The 17,497-nt window shown below is 70.7% G+C and carries 15 protein-coding genes, 1 pseudogene and 1 riboswitch; of the genes and pseudogenes, 11 read left to right on the plus strand and 5 right to left on the minus strand.

The window, feature by feature from the left end; translation table 11 throughout:
• Nucleotides 1-104: 104 nt before the first annotated feature.
• On the plus strand, nt 105-2,186 hold the full coding sequence (locus AB0389_RS25530) for a PA14 domain-containing protein (protein WP_366397811.1): 2,082 nt from the start codon (nt 105-107) through the stop codon (nt 2,184-2,186).
• A gap of 141 nt (nt 2,187-2,327) precedes the next feature.
• Here AB0389_RS25530 and nagA read toward each other — a convergent pair whose 3' ends face one another.
• Together nagA and AB0389_RS25540 are read right to left on the minus strand one after the other, a co-directional pair.
• Complete coding sequence (nagA, locus tag AB0389_RS25535) at nt 2,328-3,500, minus strand: N-acetylglucosamine-6-phosphate deacetylase (RefSeq protein WP_366397812.1); 1,173 nt, start codon at nt 3,498-3,500, stop codon at nt 2,328-2,330.
• Nucleotides 3,501-3,706: 206 nt separating this feature from the next.
• Nucleotides 3,707-4,621 (minus strand): annotated as a pseudogene (locus tag AB0389_RS25540) (ROK family protein); the annotation flags it as partial.
• Between the two features lie 231 nt (nt 4,622-4,852).
• Between AB0389_RS25540 and AB0389_RS25545 the strand changes: the two are divergent.
• From AB0389_RS25545 to otsB, 3 genes are all read left to right on the plus strand, one after another.
• A complete protein-coding gene (locus AB0389_RS25545; protein ID WP_366397825.1) occupies nt 4,853-6,103 on the plus strand; it encodes an extracellular solute-binding protein in 1,251 nt (416 codons plus the stop codon).
• Nucleotides 6,104-6,230: 127 nt separating this feature from the next.
• Entirely contained in the window at nt 6,231-6,485 is a 255-nt protein-coding gene (locus tag AB0389_RS25550; RefSeq protein WP_366397826.1) for a DUF3263 domain-containing protein, read from the plus strand.
• Between the two features lie 81 nt (nt 6,486-6,566).
• On the plus strand, nt 6,567-7,469 hold the full coding sequence (gene otsB / locus AB0389_RS25555) for a trehalose-phosphatase (RefSeq protein WP_366397813.1): 903 nt from the start codon (nt 6,567-6,569) through the stop codon (nt 7,467-7,469).
• A 34-nt stretch (nt 7,470-7,503) separates the two neighbouring features.
• Here the strand turns inward: otsB and AB0389_RS25560 are convergent, their stop codons facing one another.
• The 3 genes from AB0389_RS25560 to AB0389_RS25570 all read right to left on the minus strand — a co-directional run bounded on the left by AB0389_RS25560 (nt 7,504) and on the right by AB0389_RS25570 (nt 10,358).
• On the minus strand, nt 7,504-8,976 hold the full coding sequence (locus tag AB0389_RS25560) for a trehalose-6-phosphate synthase (RefSeq protein ID WP_366397814.1): 1,473 nt from the start codon (nt 8,974-8,976) through the stop codon (nt 7,504-7,506).
• 60 nt (nt 8,977-9,036) lie between these two features.
• On the minus strand, nt 9,037-9,204 hold the full coding sequence (locus tag AB0389_RS25565) for a hypothetical protein (RefSeq protein WP_366397815.1): 168 nt from the start codon (nt 9,202-9,204) through the stop codon (nt 9,037-9,039).
• 119 nt (nt 9,205-9,323) lie between these two features.
• Complete coding sequence (locus tag AB0389_RS25570; RefSeq protein WP_366397816.1) at nt 9,324-10,358, minus strand: glucosyl-3-phosphoglycerate synthase; 1,035 nt, start codon at nt 10,356-10,358, stop codon at nt 9,324-9,326.
• Nucleotides 10,359-10,598: 240 nt separating this feature from the next.
• Nucleotides 10,599-10,726: riboswitch (SAM riboswitch) on the plus strand.
• Between the two features lie 17 nt (nt 10,727-10,743).
• On the opposite strand from AB0389_RS25570, the gene thrC reads away from it, so the two are divergent.
• The 7 genes from thrC (at nt 10,744) to AB0389_RS25605 (ending at nt 17,211) form a co-directional block, all read left to right on the plus strand.
• The gene (thrC, locus tag AB0389_RS25575; RefSeq protein WP_366397817.1) at nt 10,744-12,126 is read left to right on the plus strand and encodes a threonine synthase; all 1,383 of its coding nucleotides are present in this window, start codon (nt 10,744-10,746) and stop codon (nt 12,124-12,126) included.
• Nucleotides 12,127-12,175: 49 nt separating this feature from the next.
• Nucleotides 12,176-12,451: a ubiquitin-like small modifier protein 1 gene (locus AB0389_RS25580; protein ID WP_366397818.1), complete on the plus strand. Its 276-nt coding sequence runs from the start codon at nt 12,176-12,178 to the stop codon at nt 12,449-12,451.
• A 410-nt stretch (nt 12,452-12,861) separates the two neighbouring features.
• Nucleotides 12,862-13,065 carry a cold-shock protein gene (locus AB0389_RS25585; RefSeq protein ID WP_005315736.1) on the plus strand — a complete coding sequence of 68 codons (204 nt, stop codon included), beginning with the start codon at nt 12,862-12,864 and terminating at the stop codon, nt 13,063-13,065.
• 355 nt (nt 13,066-13,420) lie between these two features.
• The gene (groL, locus tag AB0389_RS25590; RefSeq protein ID WP_114660763.1) at nt 13,421-15,046 is read left to right on the plus strand and encodes a chaperonin GroEL; all 1,626 of its coding nucleotides are present in this window, start codon (nt 13,421-13,423) and stop codon (nt 15,044-15,046) included.
• 160 nt (nt 15,047-15,206) lie between these two features.
• Nucleotides 15,207-15,740 carry a sigma-70 family RNA polymerase sigma factor gene (locus AB0389_RS25595; protein ID WP_366397819.1) on the plus strand — a complete coding sequence of 178 codons (534 nt, stop codon included), beginning with the start codon at nt 15,207-15,209 and terminating at the stop codon, nt 15,738-15,740.
• Nucleotides 15,741-15,874: 134 nt separating this feature from the next.
• Complete coding sequence (locus tag AB0389_RS25600; protein ID WP_366397820.1) at nt 15,875-16,486, plus strand: hypothetical protein; 612 nt, start codon at nt 15,875-15,877, stop codon at nt 16,484-16,486.
• On the plus strand, nt 16,483-17,211 hold the full coding sequence (locus AB0389_RS25605) for a dienelactone hydrolase family protein (RefSeq protein ID WP_366397821.1): 729 nt from the start codon (nt 16,483-16,485) through the stop codon (nt 17,209-17,211). Before AB0389_RS25600 ends, AB0389_RS25605 begins: the two co-directional genes overlap by 4 nt.
• Nucleotides 17,212-17,497: the final 286 nt, after the last annotated feature.

Here is a 17,497-nt window from a genome sequence, read left to right on the forward strand (position 1 = left end):
GATCAGCCCCACCTGTCCCACCTGCCGCACCCCACCTGCCGCCCCCCTTCCCGCCACCCGTCGTCGCTTCTGCGTATTTCCGGGCCTGAAAGGGCAGTTCATCCATGATCCCGACTCCTCGCGCGCGGCGCTTCCGTACCGCCCGCGCCCTGTCCGTCGCCACGGCGACGGCCTCCGGTCTGCTGGGGACCGTAACGCCCATGGCGGTGGCGGCGCCCACTGCCTCGGCACCCACTGCCTCGGCACCGGCCGCCGTGCCCGCGGCCGACTGCGCGTCGCCGGTCTTCACCCGGCAGTTCTTCCCCAACACCACCTTCTCGGGCAAGCCGAAGAAGACCGACTGCGACAAGGTCATCGACGAGAACTGGGGCACCGGCGCCCCCGTCTCCGGCCTGCCGAAGGACGGCTACGGCGTCCGGTGGACGCTGACCAGGGACTTCGGCTCGGGCGGCCCCTTCACCCTCAACGCCGCCGCACAGGACGGCATTCGCGTGTACGTGGACGGTGTGCGCCAGATCAACCTCTGGAAGGACGTCTCGACCACCCAGAAGAAGACGCGCGACATCACCGTCCCCAAGGGGAAGCACAAGCTGCGCATCGACTTCGTCAACTGGACCGGCCGCGCGAACGTAAAGTTCGGTTACGTGCCCAGGACTTCCAAGTCAGTCGACAAGACCGCACCGCTCACCCCGACCGGTGTGAAGGCCGTGCTGGACAACACCACCGCCGAGGCGAAGGTGACGTGGCAGGCCAACAAGGAGATGGACCTCGCGGGCTACCGCGTCTACCGCCGGCTCGAAGGCAGCACCAAGTACACGCATGTCCGCACCACCACCGGGACCAGTTACGCGGGCGTCCCGCCCGAGGCCGGCAAGACCTACTACTACGAGGTCCGCGCCTACGACAAGGCCGGCAACGTCTCGGCGGGCAGCGTCAACAAGCCCGTGACCACCATCAAGGCCACCACCCCGGAGGGCCTCGCCGCGCGGGGCGAGGACGCGGGCATCGTACTGACCTGGAAGGCGGTTCCGGGGGCGGTCCGTTACGACGTAGTGCGCACCAACGGCCAGGGCAGTGTCACCAAGTCCACCACGACCGCCGGCTTCACCGACGCCACGGCAGCGCGCTCCCAGAACTGGACCTACCGCGTGGCCGCCGTGGACGGTGCCGCCCGCCGCTCCGAGTACGCCGTCGCTGTCACGGCCCAGCGTCCGGTCGCGGCGCCGCGCGAGGTGACCGCGTCGGCCGCGGTGGCGGATCGGACCGTCCTGACCTGGAAGGTCAATCCCGCCACGGACGGTGTCTACTACGACTTCCACGTCTACCGTTCGACGCGGCTGCCCGTGGACACGGCGAAGAGCGAGCCGATCCGCTGCGCCACCAGCTGGACGACGCTCGCCGACAAACAGCGCCAGTACACCTGCACGGACCTCTGGCCGGCGGAGAAGACCACGTACCACTACGTGATCAAGGGATACGACAGCCGCGGCGTCGAGTCACTGCCCTCCGCCACCGTGTCCGTCACCACGAGGGAGAGCGAGCGCGACCTCACACCGCCCGCCCAGGTCAAGGGGCTCACGGCGACGGCGACGGAGTACGGCGTCGTCCTGCGCTGGACCCCCAACACCGAGTCCGACCTCAAGCGGTACGAGGTCCATACCGGCGATGTGTGGACCGACGAGGAGGACGGCACCCGGGTCTGCGCCGACTACGGGACGGCGGCCTACCTGGGGACGGACGAGACGACCTGGACCCATGAAACACGGCCCGACGGTGAGGAGAAGTGCTACTTCATCGACGCCGTCGACACCGCCGGCAACTCCAGCTACCGGTGGACCCGCGAGGCCGACATCGTGGCCGTCACCAAGCTGGATCTGCGACCGTCCACCGAGACGCCCGAAGGCTCCCCGGTCAGGGGGCTCGACGTGGTGCGGAGCACGGGCGGCGACACCGTGAACCTCTCCTGGTACGAGACCGACGGCGCGGCGGGCTATCTGGTCCAGCGCTGGGACCGCGCCGCCGGCACCTTCCGGACGCTGACCGACCGGCCCGTCACGGCCACGGACTACGTGGACCGTACGGCCGCGCCGGGTACCACCCACTACTACCGGGTGAGCGCGGTGTATCCCGACGGCACGGAGTCCGTGCCGGCCGAGGACTGGGTGATCGTGCCACCCGCGAAGTAACCGGTCCGACTGCCTCGTTGAGCCGTGCGGGCACGTCCCCGCACGGCTCGACGGGCTTACGAGGCGCGCGGTTCTACGAGGTGCGCGGTTCTACGAGGCACACGGGTCTTCGAGGCACGCGGGTCTACGAGGCGCGCGGGTCTACGAGGCGCGCGGGTCCAGTACCCAATCACCCTTGTACAGAACGCCCTTGAGTCCGAAGTCCGCGTCCAGGACCACCGCGTCCGCATCCTTGCCCGGCTCCAGCGAGCCGACCCGGTTGTAGACGCCGAGCAGCTTCGCCGGGTTCGCCGAGACCGCCTCCACGATGTCCTCCACCGGCAGCCGGTCCACGGTCGCCGCGCGCCGGAAGGCGGTGTCGAGCGTGAGGGTGGACCCGGCGATCGAACCGCCCTCCACGAGCCGCGCGACCCCGTCCTTGACGTCGACGGCCAGCGGGCCGAGCTGGTAGCGGCCGTCGCCGTAACCGGCCGCGTCCATCGCGTCCGTGATGAAGGCGACACGGCCCGGGCCCGCGCGGTGGAACGCCAACTCCAGTGCCGCCGGGTGCAGATGCGTGCCGTCGTTGATCAGCTCGACGGTCACCCGCTCGTCCTCCAGCAGCGCGGCGACCGGCCCCGGCTCCCGGTGGCCGAGCGACGGCATCGCGTTGAACAGGTGCGTCGCCACGCGCGCGCCCGCGTCGATCGCCTCGACTGTCTGCTCGTACGTCGCGTCCGTATGGCCGACGGCGGCGAGCACGCCGTGCTCCACCAGCAGCCGTACGGAGTCGAGCCCGCCGGGGAGTTCGGGCGCGAGCGTCATCATCGCGGCCGTACCGCGCGCCGCGTCGATCAGCTTGCGCACCTCGGCCGGGTCGGGGTGGCGCAGCAGCTCCTCGCTGTGCGCGCCCTTGCGGCAGGGGGAGATGAACGGGCCCTCGAAGTGGATCCCGGCGAGGTCGCCCTGCTCGACGAGCTCGGAGAGGAGGCCGGCGCGCTGCGCGAGGAAGGCCGGTTCGCCGGTGACGAGGGACGCGACGAGCGTGGTCGTGCCGTGCGCGCGGTGCGTACGGACGCCGTGGAGTACGTCGGCGACGGAGCCGGAGGTGAACGAGGCGCCGCCGCCGCCGTGGTTGTGGAGGTCCACGAAGCCGGGGACGAGCCAGTGTCCGGTGAGGTCGATGCGGGTGGCGTGGGCGGGGGCCGCGCCCGTGATCCGGCCGTTCTCGACGATCACCCGGCCGCCGTCGACGGTGCCGGTCGGGAGCACCACCCGGGCGCCGGTGAGAACGGTGCATGCGGCGCGTGCGGCGGGAGCGGCGGGAGCGGCCATCAGGCGGTTACCTCCGATTGAGTGGGGGGAGTGGGGGGAGCGGGGGGAGGGACTTGCGTGGTGGGAGGGGTGGGAGGCGTGGGAGGGGCGGGGGAGGCTGAAGCCGCCGGTACGGGGGCTGCCGCGGCCGGTATCGCGCTCGTCGGCTCCGTGGTGCTCGCCGCACTCGTCGGCTCTCTCGCGCTCGCCGGCTCCGCCTCCCGCGCCGCCAGCAGGTCCCACGCCAGCAGCCCCGCCCCCAGACAGCCCGCCGTGTCCCCGAGCGCCGCCGGGACGATCTCCGGCAGCGACTGGAACGTCACGCGCGCCTCGACCGCCGCCCGCAGCGGTGTGAACAGGGTGTCTCCGGCCCCGGCCAGACCCCCGCCGATGATCAGCGTCCGCGGGTCCAGCAGGGTGAGCGCCGTGACCAGCCCGGCGGCGAGCGCGTCGACCGCCGTGCTCCAGATCCGTACGGCCGCCGGGTCGCCGGACTCCACGGCCTTCGCACAGTCCGCCGCGTCCGCCGCCGGATCGCCGGTCTCCGCCGCCCAGGCGCGGCTCACCGCGCCGGCCGACGCGAGCGTCTCCAGACAGCCGCGCTGCCCGCAGCCGCACGCCGGGCCGTCGGGCCGTACGACGACATGGCCGATCTCGCCCGCCGAGCCGTGCGCGCCCGCCTCGATGACGCCGTTGATCCCGATGGCCCCGGCGATCCCCGTACCCAGCGGTACGAACAGGAACCGGTCCGCGCCCCGGCCCGCGCCGAGCCGCCCCTCCGCCAGCCCGCCCGTCCGTACGTCGTGCCCGAGCGCGACCGGCACCCCGCCGAGACGGGCGGTGAGCAGCTCGCGCAGCGGTACGTCGCGCCAGCCCAGGTTGGACGCGTACAGCGCCACGCCGCGCTCGGCGTCCACGATCCCGGGGACGGCGACCCCGGCGGCGAGGGCGCTCGCGCCGAAGTGCTCCGTACCGTACGCGCGCAGCTCGGCGGCGAAGCCGAGGATCGTCTCGACGACCGCATCGGGCCCGCGCTCGCGGCCGGTCGCCCGGCGCGCCTCGTGGAGCAGCGCGCCGTCCGCCCCCACGAGGGCGGCTTTCATTCCGGTGCCGCCCACATCAAGGGCGATGACGTGTCTCACGGGAACAGTCTCGCGTGTAGAGCCCTGAAAGGTCTAGTCCACTGTTCGGGTTTGTTGCGTGTTGTTGCGCGTATCGGTGAGTGTCGATGCGTTGTCGAAGCGTAATCATCTTCAGTGGACCTCAAACCTCTACATGGGAGAAAATCCGACACCACATAACAACGAGTGACGAAGCAACAACGGGCGACAAGAACACGGCGGGAACACAACGTGCGACAGCGCTACTCAGGAATGACCGCGGCGATAGCCGCACTCTGTACGACCGCGGCGCTGGCCGGTTGCGGCAGTACGGGAGGGGCCTCCGAGGTCACGCTCGAACTCGTCGCCGCCGATTACGGCACGAACGCGGATGACAGTTCCTCGAAGTACTGGAAAGCCCTGGCCGCGGAGTTCGAGTCCAACAACCCCGGCATCAAGATCAGTGTCAATGTGCGTCCCTGGAAGACCATTGACGCGGACGTCTCCGAGATGGCCGCGAACGGCGAAGCGCCCGACATCGCGCAGATCGGCTCGTACTCCCACTTCGCGAAGGCGGGCAAGCTCTACACCGCCGATCAGCTGCTCTCCGTTCCCACGCAGGCGAACTTCCTTTCGCAGCTCTCCGAGGCCGGAAAGATCAACCGCGTCCAGTACGGAATGCCGTTCGTCGCCTCGACCCGGCTGCTCTTCTACAACAAGGAGCTCTTCGAACGGGCCGGAGTGACCGACGCCCCCAAGAACTGGGACGACATCAAGGCCGACGCCCAGGCGCTGAAGGCGCAGGGCGTGACGACGCCGATCGCGATCCCGCTGGGGTCGGAGGAGGCGCAGGGCGAGACCCTGATGTGGCTGCTGAGCGGAGGAGGCGGCTACACGGACACGGGCGACGGCTCGTACAGCATCGACTCGCAGCAGAACATCGCCACGTTCGACTGGCTCAGGAAGGACCTGGTCGGCGAGGGCCTCACCGGCCCGGTCGCCCCCGGCAAACTCGACCGCGCGACCGCCTTCAAGGCGTTCACCAGCGGCCAGGTCGGCATGCTCAACGGCCATCCGACGCTGATGCAGGAGGCGGGCAAGCGCGGCATCAAGGTCGGCATGGTGGCGCTGCCGGGCACCAAGGGCAAGGCCAAGTCGTCCATGGGCGTGGCGGACTGGATGATGGCGTTCAAGGAGAACGGCCACCGCCGCGAGATCGGCCGCTTCCTGGATTACGTGTACGAGGACAAGAACGTCCTGAACTTCGCCGGCCAGTACGACCTGCTGCCCGTCACGTACAGCGCCAGCGAGACGATGACGGCGGACGACAACCACGCCGATCTGCGCAAGTTCCTGGAGGCGCTGCCCTCGTCCGAACTCCTCCCGTACGGCAAGAACTCCTGGTCGGCGGTGAGCGAAAGCATCAAGAAGAACATCGGCGAGGCGGTCGAGCCGGGCGGGAGCGCGTCGAACGTGCTGGGCAGGATCGCCCGGGACGCGGCGACGGCGGAGGCCGCGGAGTAGGTAGCGTGGAGGTGCGATGACCACCACGAATGAGCCAGCAGAGCCGGAACGGCGGGAAGACCCGGCCGCGCCGGAAGACCCGGCCGCGCCGGAAGACCCGGCCGCGCCGGAAGAAGCGGCCGGGCCCGTGCCCGAGCCTGCCCCCGTCGAGTCCGGGGGCGGGCTCTCCGACCGCGACCGGGCCATCCTCGCCATGGAGAGCCGCGGGTGGCCGGGGACCGGCGCCAAGGAGCGGGCGATCCGGGAGCGGCTGGGTCTCTCCCCGACCCGGTACTACCAGCTGCTGAGCGCGCTGCTGGACGACCCGAGGGCGGCGGAGCACGATCCGGTGACCGTGAACAGGCTGAGGCGCGTACGCCAGGAACGGCGCGAGCGCCGCTAGCCGCGCGACGGCCCGTAGCTCTGGCCCGGGCGCGATCCGGTGGGGTGTGGCCGGGGCGGCCACTCGTCTAGGGTCGAAGCCATGGGCAGCCATCCGCACCCCCAGGACCACCGGAACCACCGGAACCACCGGAACCACCAGGATCCCCGGCGCCTCCTCCTGCCGGAACCGACCACCCCCGCAGGCGCCGACGGCCTGGCCGCGCTGCTCGCGCGGCCGGGGAAGGCGGTCGTCGCGCTCGACTTCGACGGCACGCTGGCCGACATCGTCCCCGACCCCGAACAGGCCCGCGCCCACCCGGGCGCCGTCCCCGCGCTGGCGGCGCTCGCGCCGCACGTCGCGTCGGTCGCCGTCGTAACCGGCCGGCCGGCCGAGGTGGCGGTGCGGTACGGCGGCTTCGCCGGGGTGCCGGGGCTGGAGCGGCTCGTGGTCCTCGGCCACTACGGCGCCGAACGCTGGGACGCGGCCACCGGGACCGTACACGCCCCGGCGCCGCACGACGGCGTCGCGGCCGTCCGCGCCGAACTCCCCGGATTCCTCGACCGGTTCAGCGCCTGGCGCGGCACCTGGGTGGAGGAGAAGGGCCAGGCCCTCGCCGTCCACACCCGCCGTGCCACCGACCCGCAGGCCGCCTTCGACGCCCTCCGCGCCCCCCTCGCCGAACTCGCGGCCCGCCACGGCCTGATCGTCGAACCCGGCCGCCTGGTCCTGGAACTGCGCCCGCCCGGCATGGACAAGGGCGTGGCACTGCTGGAGTACGTACGCCAAACGGGCGCCGAGACCGTCCTGTACGCGGGCGACGACCTCGGCGACCTCCCGGCCTACGCGGCCGTCGGCGAACTCCGCGCCGAGGGCCACCCCGGCCTGCTGCTGTGCAGCGGCACCGAAGTCCCCGAACTGGCCGCCCGCGCCGACCTCCGCCTCCCGGGCCCGGCGGCGGTGACGGACTTCCTGGCCGCGCTGGCACAGACGGTCGCCGTCTGACGCCGTCCTTCCGGCTGCCTCCGCCTCCCCCGCCTCAGACCTGCCGCAGCGCCTCCAGCTGGTCCAGGAACCAGCGCTGCGGCGGGAGCGCCGTCGCCGCCGCGGCCAGGCGCTTCGAGCGTTCGGCGCGTTCGCTGTCGGGGAGGGTGAGGGCCTCGCGGAGGGCGGTGGCGGTGGCGGAGATGTCGTACGGGTTGATCACCAGCGCGTCGTCGCCCAGCTCCTCGTACGCGCCGGCCTCCCGGGAGAGGACGAGCGCGCAGCCGTGGTCGGAGACGACGGGGATCTCCTTCGCGACGAGGTTCATGCCGTCGCGGATCGGGTTGACGAGGGCCACGTCCGCCAGCCGGTACGCGGCCAGGGAGCGGGCGAAGTCGTCGTCGACGTGGAGGATGACCGGGGTCCAGCCGTAGGTGCCGAACCGGGTGTTGATCTCGTCGGTCACCCGCTGGACCTCGGCCGTGTACTCGCGGTAGACCGCCAGGTCCTGGCGGGAGGGGTAGGCGAAGGCGACATGGACGACCCGGCCGCGCCATTCCGGGTGGTCGGTCAGCAGCTGGCGGTAGGCGTACAGGCCGCGGACGATGTTCTTCGACAGCTCCGTACGGTCCACCCGGACGATCGTCTTCCGGGGCTTGCCCGTGTCCGCGCTGCCGATCTGGGCGCGCAGGGCGGCCATGCGGTCGGCTACGTCGGGGCGGTGCGAGCGCTCGCGCAGGAAGTCGGCGTCGGAGCCCAGGCCGTGCACGCCGATGCGGGTGCTGCCCGTACCGCCCAGCAGCTCCGTACAGCAGGCGGTGAAGGCGTCGGCCCAGCGCCGGGTCAGAAAACCGGCGCGGTCGGCGCCGAGGATGCCGCGCAGCAGCTGGCGCGCGATGTCGTCGGGCAGCAGCCGGAAGTAGTCCACCGGCGCCCACGGGGTGTGCGAGAAGTGCCCGATCCGCAGGTCGGGGCGGAGCGCGCGCAGCATGCCTGGCACCAGCGCGAGGTGGTAGTCCTGCACGAGGACCGCCGCGCCCTCGGCCGCCTCGTCGGCCAGGGCCTGCGCGAAGGCGCGGTTGTACGTCTCGTACGACGCCCACCGGGCGCGGAACTCCGGGCCGAAGGACGGCTCCAGCGGGGTCTGGTAGAGCAGGTGGTGGACGAACCAGAGCGTCGAGTTCGCGATGTGGTTGTACGCGTCCGCGTAGACCTCGGGCGGAACGGCGATCATGCGGACCCGCTGCCCGCCGGTGTCCGCCGGGTCGAGCCTGCCGTCCAGCCGCCGCACGGCCTCGCGGTCGCCCTCGCCGAGCGCCGCGCACACCCAGACGGCGTCCACGTCCGGGCCGATGGCCGACAGCCCGGAGACCAGCCCGCCGCCGCCCCGCTTGGCCACCAGGGCGCCGTCGTCGCCCACGGTGTACGAGACGGGGCCGCGGTTGGACGCGACGAGTACTTGCGCGGGTTGCGCGGGTTGCGCGGACTGCGCGGGCTGTGCGGGTTGCTTGGGCTGCTCGGAGACCATGTGCCGAAACCTAGCCCGCGTGGCGAGGGCTCAAACGTACGGACGTGCGGGTGTGACCTGTCAGTCGCGCGGACCGCGGGTGCCGCGCATCGCCGCCAGGGCGACCGCCCCGGCACCCGCGAGCGCCAGCGTCACCCCGCCGAGCAGCCACAGGCGCTCGGCCGCCGCGCCGGTGAGGGCGAGCTGGCGGTCCGCGTCCGCGATCATGCCGATGAAGATGTGTTTCATGCCCATAAGGGATGAATGTAGGTAATCGGATCGGGGGTGGGGTGTTGCGCCGCGCCGGTACGCCGTGCCGGTACGGGCCGGGTGCCGCTACCGGGCGGGTGCCGTTTCGGCCGGGTGCCTTACGCGGCCCTGCCCGCCGTGTACTCGGCTATCTCGCGCATCGGCGGGCGCTCCTCCGTGTCCACCGCGTGCGTCCGAGGCGCGAAGCCGCCCGCGCCGTCCTCCCGCCGCTCGAACTGCGTCAGCCGCGGCCGTACCAGCTGCCCCAGCTGCCCCGCCTGTCCCGCCGGACGCCCCCGCGACAGCCGCAGCTGCGCCGTGCGGTAGATCGCCGCCGCCATCCGGCCGAGGGCTGCGTCGTCCTGGTGGCGGTGCAGCCGTACCCCTACGTCGACCTGCGCCAGCGCGTCCAGCCCCACCGCGTGGAGCGCGTCGACCAGCAGGCCCAGCTCGACGCCGTACCCGACCGGGAACGGCAGCCGCTCCAGCAGGGCGCGGCGCGCCGCGTACTCCCCGCCCAGCGGCTGGACGAAACCGGCCAGCCGGGGCCAGTGCAGATTGAGCAGCGGCCTGGCCACCAGCTCGGTCACCCGCCCGCCCTGGCCTGCGCTCTGGCCGGTGCCCTGACCGGCGCCCCCGGTACCGGGCGCGTCCGTGGCGTTCCTCAGCGGCCGGTCGTACATCGCCTTCACGAAGTCCACCCCCGGGTCCGTGAGCAGCGGGCCGACCGTCCCGGACACGAAGTCCGCCGAGAACTCCCGCAGGTCGGCGTCCACGAAGCACACGACATCGCCGCTCGTCACCAGCAGCGACCGCCACAGCACCTCGCCCTTGCCGGGCAGGGCCGGCAGCCTCGGCAGGATCGCGTCCCGGTGCACGACGCGCGCGCCGGCCGCCGCCGCCACCCGGGCCGTACGGTCCGTGGAGCCGGAGTCGATCACCACCAGCTCGTCCACCAGCGGCGCCGTCCGCGTCATCAGCGCGCGCCGGATCACGGAGACGATCTCGCCGACCGTCTCCTCCTCGTTCAGCGCCGGCAGCACGACGCTCACCGTGCTGCCCCGGGCGGCCTTCGCCGCCAGCAGCTGGTCGAGCGTACGGTCGGCGGCGGACCAGGAACGCCTGGCCAGCCAGCGTTCCACCTCTTCCAGCACGTTCGGTACTCCCTGCGCTGATCCGTAAAGCTTCGTAAAGCGTTGTAAAGCGTCGTAAACCACTGATCCGTGTGATCCGGTCCGGACCCCGCGCGGACCCCGTGCGGACCCCGTGCGGACCCCCGTGTGATCCATCTCGCGGTGCGGACGACTATCTCAGCCGTCCACTCCTTCGGTTACAGTCTTGAACGACACCAGCAGGTGAAACAAACGCACCGGACCCCGGGTCCGGCGTCATAGCGCTCATCCAGAGGGACTGAGGGAACGGCCCGTTGAAGTCCCGGCAACCCTCCCGCCGACCGCGAGGTCACGGTGGGGAAGGTGCCAATTCCGTCTTGCGGCGAAGTACGTCGCGAGGAAGATGAGGAGAAAGGGCCTCGCCATCATGGCTGTGCAGACCGTCCCGGACAACGAGACGAAGAACACGGGCAGCGGAAGTACGGGCAGCGGAAGCGGAAGTGTTGATTTCGGTCCCGCCGTCGCGCTCTCCTGCCGCGAATGCGGCGAACGTTTCGCCCTCGGACCCATTTTCGCCTGCGCGAGCTGTTTCGGGCCGCTCGAAGTCGCGTACGACCTGCCGAGCGGCAGTCCCGAAGAGCTGAAGAAGCGCATCGCCGAGGGCCCCGACAACATCTGGCGCTACGCACCGCTGCTGCCGGTCCCCGCCGACGTGGCCACGAAGCCGAACATCAACCCCGGCTTCACCAAGCTCGTCAAGGCCGACAATCTCGCCCGTGAACTGGGCATCACCGGCTCGCTCCACGTCAAGGACGACTCCGGCAACCCGACGCACTCCTTCAAGGACCGCGTCGTCGCCATCGCCGTCGAGGCCGCCCGCGCCTTCGGCTTCACCACGCTCTCCTGCTCCTCCACGGGCAACCTCGCGGGCGCCGTCGGCGCCGCCGCCGCCCGCGCCGGGCTGCGCTCGTGCGTGTTCATCCCGCACGACCTGGAGCAGGGCAAGGTCGTCATGGCCGCGGTGTACGGCGGTGAGCTGGTCGGCATCGAGGGCAATTACGACGACGTGAACCGTTTCTGCTCCGAGCTGATCGGCGACCCGCTCGGTGAGGGCTGGGGCTTCGTCAACGTCAACCTGCGCCCGTACTACGGCGAGGGCTCCAAGACGCTCGCGTACGAGATCTGCGAGCAGCTCGGCTGGCGGCTGCCCGACCAGCTCGTCATCCCGATCGCCTCGGGCTCCCAGCTCACGAAGATCGACAAGGGTCTTCAGGAGCTGATCAAGCTGGGCCTGGTCGAGGACAAGCCGTACAAGATCTTCGGCGCCCAGGCCGAGGGCTGCTCGCCGGTCTCCACCGCCTTCAAGGCGGGCCACGACGTCGTACGGCCGCAGAAGCCGGACACCATCGCCAAGTCGCTGGCGATCGGCAACCCGGCGGACGGCCCGTACGTCCTGGACATCGCCCGGCGCACCGGCGGTGCCGTCGAGGACGTCAACGACGAGCAGATCGTCGACGCGATCAAGCTGCTCGCCCGTACGGAGGGGATCTTCGCGGAGACCGCGGGCGGGGTGACCGTCGGCGTGACGAAGAAGCTCATCGAGGCGGGGCTGCTGGACCCGACGCTCACCACCGTGGTCCTGAACACCGGTGACGGCCTCAAGACGCTGGACGCCGTGGCGCCCACGACCGGGCCGACGGCGACGATCAGGCCGAGTCTCGACGCGTTCCGGGCGGCCGGGCTGGCGGCGGTCGGGAGCGACGGCGCTTCCGGTGACGCTTCCGGTGAAGCCTCCGACGGCGCGAGCTGACCCCCACTCGTTCAGCAGCGACCCCGTACTCCGCAGAAAGGGCACCACCATGAGCGTCAAGGTCCGCATCCCCACCATCCTCCGCACGTACACCGGTGGTGAGGCCGAGGTCCCGGCGGAGGGCGCGACCCTCGCCGAGGTCATCCAGTCCCTGGAGGCCAACCACCCCGGCATCGCCGCGCGCGTCCTGGACGACCAGGGCAAGCTGCGCCGCTTCGTGAACGTGTACGTGAACGACGACGACGTCCGCTTCGAGCAGGGCCTGGAGACCGCGACGCCCGCGGGCGCCGGCATCTCGATCATCCCGGCGGTCGCCGGCGGCTGACCGCCGCGTACGCGCATCGCACGCGCATCGCACGTGCATCGCACGCACATGCGATGCGCTCCGGATTACTGGAATGGCCCCCTCCGCAAGCGAAGCGGAGGGGGCCATTCTGCATGGTTGAGCGCGATACAGTAGGGGAAGGCCCTGCCGTCCGCCGCCGCCAACGCGCGCGAGAACGCGACAACATGAGGCCGATCTCCCGGTGGCCTTTGCGTGATAGATGCGCTTTGCCCGGCCCGACTTGCCCTGGATCGCTGCGAATTCATCGCTATGCGAGTTCGGCCACGCCCAGATTTCTCGTCCGATTGACCTGTTGCAGAGGGCAGTTGGGCAGATACATTCAGCCGCGGTCGACGCGTTCCGACGCGAAGTGTGGCCCCGTGCAAGGGCCAGTAATAGGGGAGTTAGGCATGGCTCAGGGCACCGTCAAGTGGTTCAACGCGGAGAAGGGCTACGGCTTCATCGCGGTAGACGGTGGTGCGGATGTTTTCGTCCACTACAGCGCGATTCAGATGGACGGTTACCGCACCCTTGAAGAAGGTCAGCGAGTGGAGTTCGAGATCTCGCAGGGCCAGAAGGGTCCGCAGGCGGACATGGTCAAACTCGCCGTCTGATCCCGGCGCGATCGGCCACCGACGCACTCACGACACGCTGCACGTCACTCACGCCGAGGGGCCCGCATCCATCACGGATGCGGGCCCCTCGTGCGTCCCCGGCCGACCGGAAGACGCTTGCACTCTCGGGTGCCGAGTGCTAATTATTGGCGTTAGCACTCTGCATACGAGAGTGACAACTTAAGGACCGGGTCGGTGAGGCTCGGAGGGTCGGTGGGGCAAGGAACCACCCGGCTCTCAGGCCGTCCGTCGCGGGCGCCAGCGCGGTCCGGAGCAATCCTTCCCCCAGCTCGTCAGCTGTTTTCCGAGCGTCCGAGCGGGGGAGAACCCGATCCGTCCGGGAGGACCACTTCACATGGCCAAGATCATCGCGTTCGACGAGGAGGCACGGCGCGGTCTCGAGCGCGGGATGAACCAGCTCGCCGACGCCGTCAAGGTCACCCTTGGTCCCAAGGGCCGCAACGTTGTCCTCGAGAAGAAGTGGGGCGCCCCCACGATCACCAACGATGGTGTTTCCATCGCCAAGGAGATCGAGCTCGAGGACCCGTACGAGAAGATCGGCGCCGAGCTGGTCAAGGAAGTCGCCAAGAAGACGGACGACGTCGCCGGTGACGGTACGACCACCGCGACCGTCCTGGCCCAGGCGCTCGTCCGCGAGGGCCTGCGCAACGTGGCCGCCGGCGCCAACCCGATGGCCCTCAAGCGCGGCATCGAGAAGGCCGTCGAGGCCGTCTCCGGTGCGCTGCTGGAGCAGGCCAAGGACGTGGAGACCAAGGAGCAGATCGCTTCTACGGCCTCCATCTCCGCCGCCGACACCCAGATCGGCGAGCTCATCGCCGAGGCCATGGACAAGGTCGGCAAGGAAGGCGTCATCACCGTCGAGGAGTCCCAGACCTTCGGGCTGGAGCTTGAGCTCACGGAGGGCATGCGCTTCGACAAGGGCTACATCTCGGCGTACTTCGCGACCGACATGGAGCGCATGGAGGCGTCGCTCGACGACCCGTACCTCCTGATCGTCAACTCCAAGATCGGCAACGTGAAGGACCTCCTTCCGCTGCTGGAGAAGGTCATGCAGTCGGGCAAGCCCCTGCTGATCATCGCCGAGGACGTCGAGGGCGAGGCTCTGTCGACGCTGGTCGTCAACAAGATCCGCGGCACCTTCAAGTCCGTCGCCGTCAAGGCCCCGGGCTTCGGCGACCGCCGCAAGGCGATGCTGAACGACATCGCCATCCTCACCGGCGGAACGGTCATCTCCGAGGAGGTCGGCCTCAAGCTGGAGAACGCCGGTCTCGACCTGCTGGGCCGCGCCCGCAAGGTCGTCATCACCAAGGACGAGACCACCATCGTCGACGGTGCCGGTGACAGCGACCAGGTCGCCGGCCGGGTCAAGCAGATCCGCGCCGAGATCGAGAACAGCGACTCGGACTACGACCGCGAGAAGCTCCAGGAGCGCCTGGCGAAGCTCGCGGGCGGCGTGGCCGTCATCAAGGCCGGCGCCGCGACCGAGGTCGAGCTCAAGGAGCGCAAGCACCGCATCGAGGACGCGGTGCGCAACGCCAAGGCCGCCGTCGAGGAGGGCATCGTCGCCGGTGGTGGCGTGGCTCTGCTCCAGGCTTCCTCGGTCTTCGACAAGCTCGAGCTGACGGGCGACGAGGCGACCGGCGCCAACGCCGTGAAGCTCGCGCTGGAGGCTCCCCTCAAGCAGATCGCCGTCAACGGTGGTCTTGAGGGCGGCGTCGTCGTCGAGAAGGTCCGCAACCTGAAGGTCGGCCACGGCCTGAACGCCGCGACCGGCGAGTACGTCGACATGATCGCCGAAGGCATCATCGACCCCGCGAAGGTGACGCGCTCCGCGCTGCAGAACGCCGCCTCCATCGCGGCGCTGTTCCTCACCACCGAGGCCGTTATCGCCGACAAGCCCGAGAAGGCCGGCGCGGCCCCCGCGGGCGGCGGCATGCCGGGCGGTGACATGGACTTCTGATCCGACCGGGGCTCCGGCCCCAGTGGATCGACTGTCCTGACCGAGGGCGGCATTTCCTTCCAGCCGACGGCCGATGGCCCATGGCTGATGGAGGGGATGCCGCCCTTCGGCGTTTCCGGGCTCGCTGTAAGGATCCGCCGGTGCGTGACATATAGAGGGTGTGGAGACCAGGGGGAGCAACACCGCTACGACCGCGCGGTTCACCGCGCTGTACGCGCGCGAGCATCCGCGCGTATCCGCCTACGTGTACCGGCGGCTGGGCGACCGGAGCGCCGCCGAGGAGCTGACGGCCGAGGTCTTCCGGATCGCGTGGGAGCGTACGGCGGGGGCGGGGGCGGGGGCGGGGGACGTTACGGCGGCGTGCGGTGAGGTGATGACCACGGGCTGGCTCATCGTCACCGCGCGGAACCTGCTCGGCAACCACTACCGCGCGACCGCCCGGCTCACCGAACTCCACCGCCGCATCACGGACGAGCTGGACCGCGCCCCGGCCGCCGGCCAGGACACCGCCGTACTCGACGCCCTCGACCAGCTCCCGGACCGGCACCGTGACGTGCTCCTCCTCAGCTACTGGGACGGGCTGGGCGCCGCCGAGATCGGCGAGGTACTGGGCTGCGCCGCCCCGGCGGTCTGGGTACGGCTGCACCGCGCCCGTAAAGCATTCCGCGCCGTCTATATGGAGGAGTCCGAGTGAGGCGAGTGCGACGAGTGGGGCGAGTGGGGCGAGTCAAGTCCTTGATCAGGCAGGCGAATCCGGTGCCGAACGCGGCGCCGGGTCCTCCGGCCTCTGGCCCGGCACCTCGCTCCCGCCGGCGCCGGGGCCTCCTGATGGCGGCGGTGGCGTGTGGCGCGGCGGTGGCGATCGGGGGCGGGGCCGTCCTCGTACTGGACGGACAGCTCCCGGGCGGCTCCGGCAGCGCCTCAGTCTTGGGCGACGAACCGTACTACGGCACCACGGCGGAGCTGGAGGACTCGGCCGATCTGATCGTACGGGTGAAGCTCGGGGCGGGGCATGAAGAGACCCACGACGGCATGACCGACACGGTCGCCAGGGCAGAGGTGTTGGCGACCGCCAAGGGGGAGAGCCCGGGCGACGCGATCAACGTGGCCTACACGGCGCCCGGTTCCGGCCCGGAGACGGCGGGTCTCCGTGCCGGGACGGAGTACGTCCTGCTGCTGAGCGACGGGGAGGACGGGCGTTACTACCTGGTCAACACCACCCAGGGCTGGTACGAGGTCGACGGCGACGGCCGGATGGCCGGCCGGGGCCGGGGGCCCGTCGGGGGCGAAGAGTCCGTGGTCGGGCTCAGCGCGGGGGTGCGGAAGGCGCTGGGGCTGGGGCTGGTGGGGTGGAACGGGGCGGTGGGGGCGGCGGCGAGCGCGTTGGTTACGTACGATCGATCGCGCATGACCCCCCTCGACCACTGGAGGCACCCATGACCACCGACTCCACCCCCGCCGCTTCCTCCTCCCCGCAGAACGTCACGTTCCCCAGCGCGGGCAGCACCGCCCACGGCTACCTCGCCGTACCCCCGGCCGGGCACGGACCCGGTGTCATCGTCATTCAGGAGTGGTGGGGGCTGACCACCCACATCAAGGAGATCGCCGACCGCCTCGCGCAGGCGGGCTTCGTGGCGCTGGCGCCCGACCTGTACGGGGGCGAGGTCGCCCACGACGCGGAGGAGGCGCTGCGGATGATGCTGGAGCTGCCCACCCCGCGCGCGGTCGAGCTGCTCTCGGGCGCGGTCGACTACCTGCTCACGCGGGAGGAGACGGACGGCGACCGGATCGGCTCGGTCGGCTTCTGCATGGGCGGCGGCTTCGTGCTCAGCCAGGCGGCACACGACCAGCGGGTCGCGGCGGCCGTGCCGTTCTACGGGGTCAACAAGGAGGGCGTGCCCGACTTCTCGGGGCTGAAGGCGCAGATCCTGGGGCACTACGGCGAGACCGACGAGTCCGTGCCGCCCGCGTCCCTGGAGGAGCTGCGGGAGGCGATCGTGGCGCAGTCCGGCATCACCCCGACGCTGCACCTCTACCCGGCGGGCCACGCCTTCTTCAACGACGCCCGCCCCGAGGCATACCACGCCGACTCGGCCACGCTCGCCTGGCAGCGCACCCTGGACTTCCTGCGCACGACGCTGACGGAGGACGGGACCGGGAACTGAACGGGTGTGGGTTGCTGCGGTGTTGTGGGGTGCGGGTTAGAGCAACGCTGAGTGGGGGTGTGTGGGTGGCGGAGGTTGTTGGGATGGGGGCCGCCCCTCCTGCTGTGAGTGTCGCGTCTCCAGGACAGGTGTAAAGGGCGCTCCTGGCGTCGCGTCGGCTGCGCCGACTGCGCTGCGCTCCGCCCTTGACACAAGGCCGTGAAGTTTAGGGTTTGTGGTGGTGGTTACGGGGTGGGGTGGGGAGATACGGACAGAGCTCCTGGTCGTTGAGGTGGTTGTCGAGACC

It is taken from the genome of Streptomyces sp. NPDC093109, from assembly GCF_040701725.1.
In the GTDB taxonomy this organism is placed as follows: Bacteria; Actinomycetota; Actinomycetes; order Streptomycetales; family Streptomycetaceae; genus Streptomyces.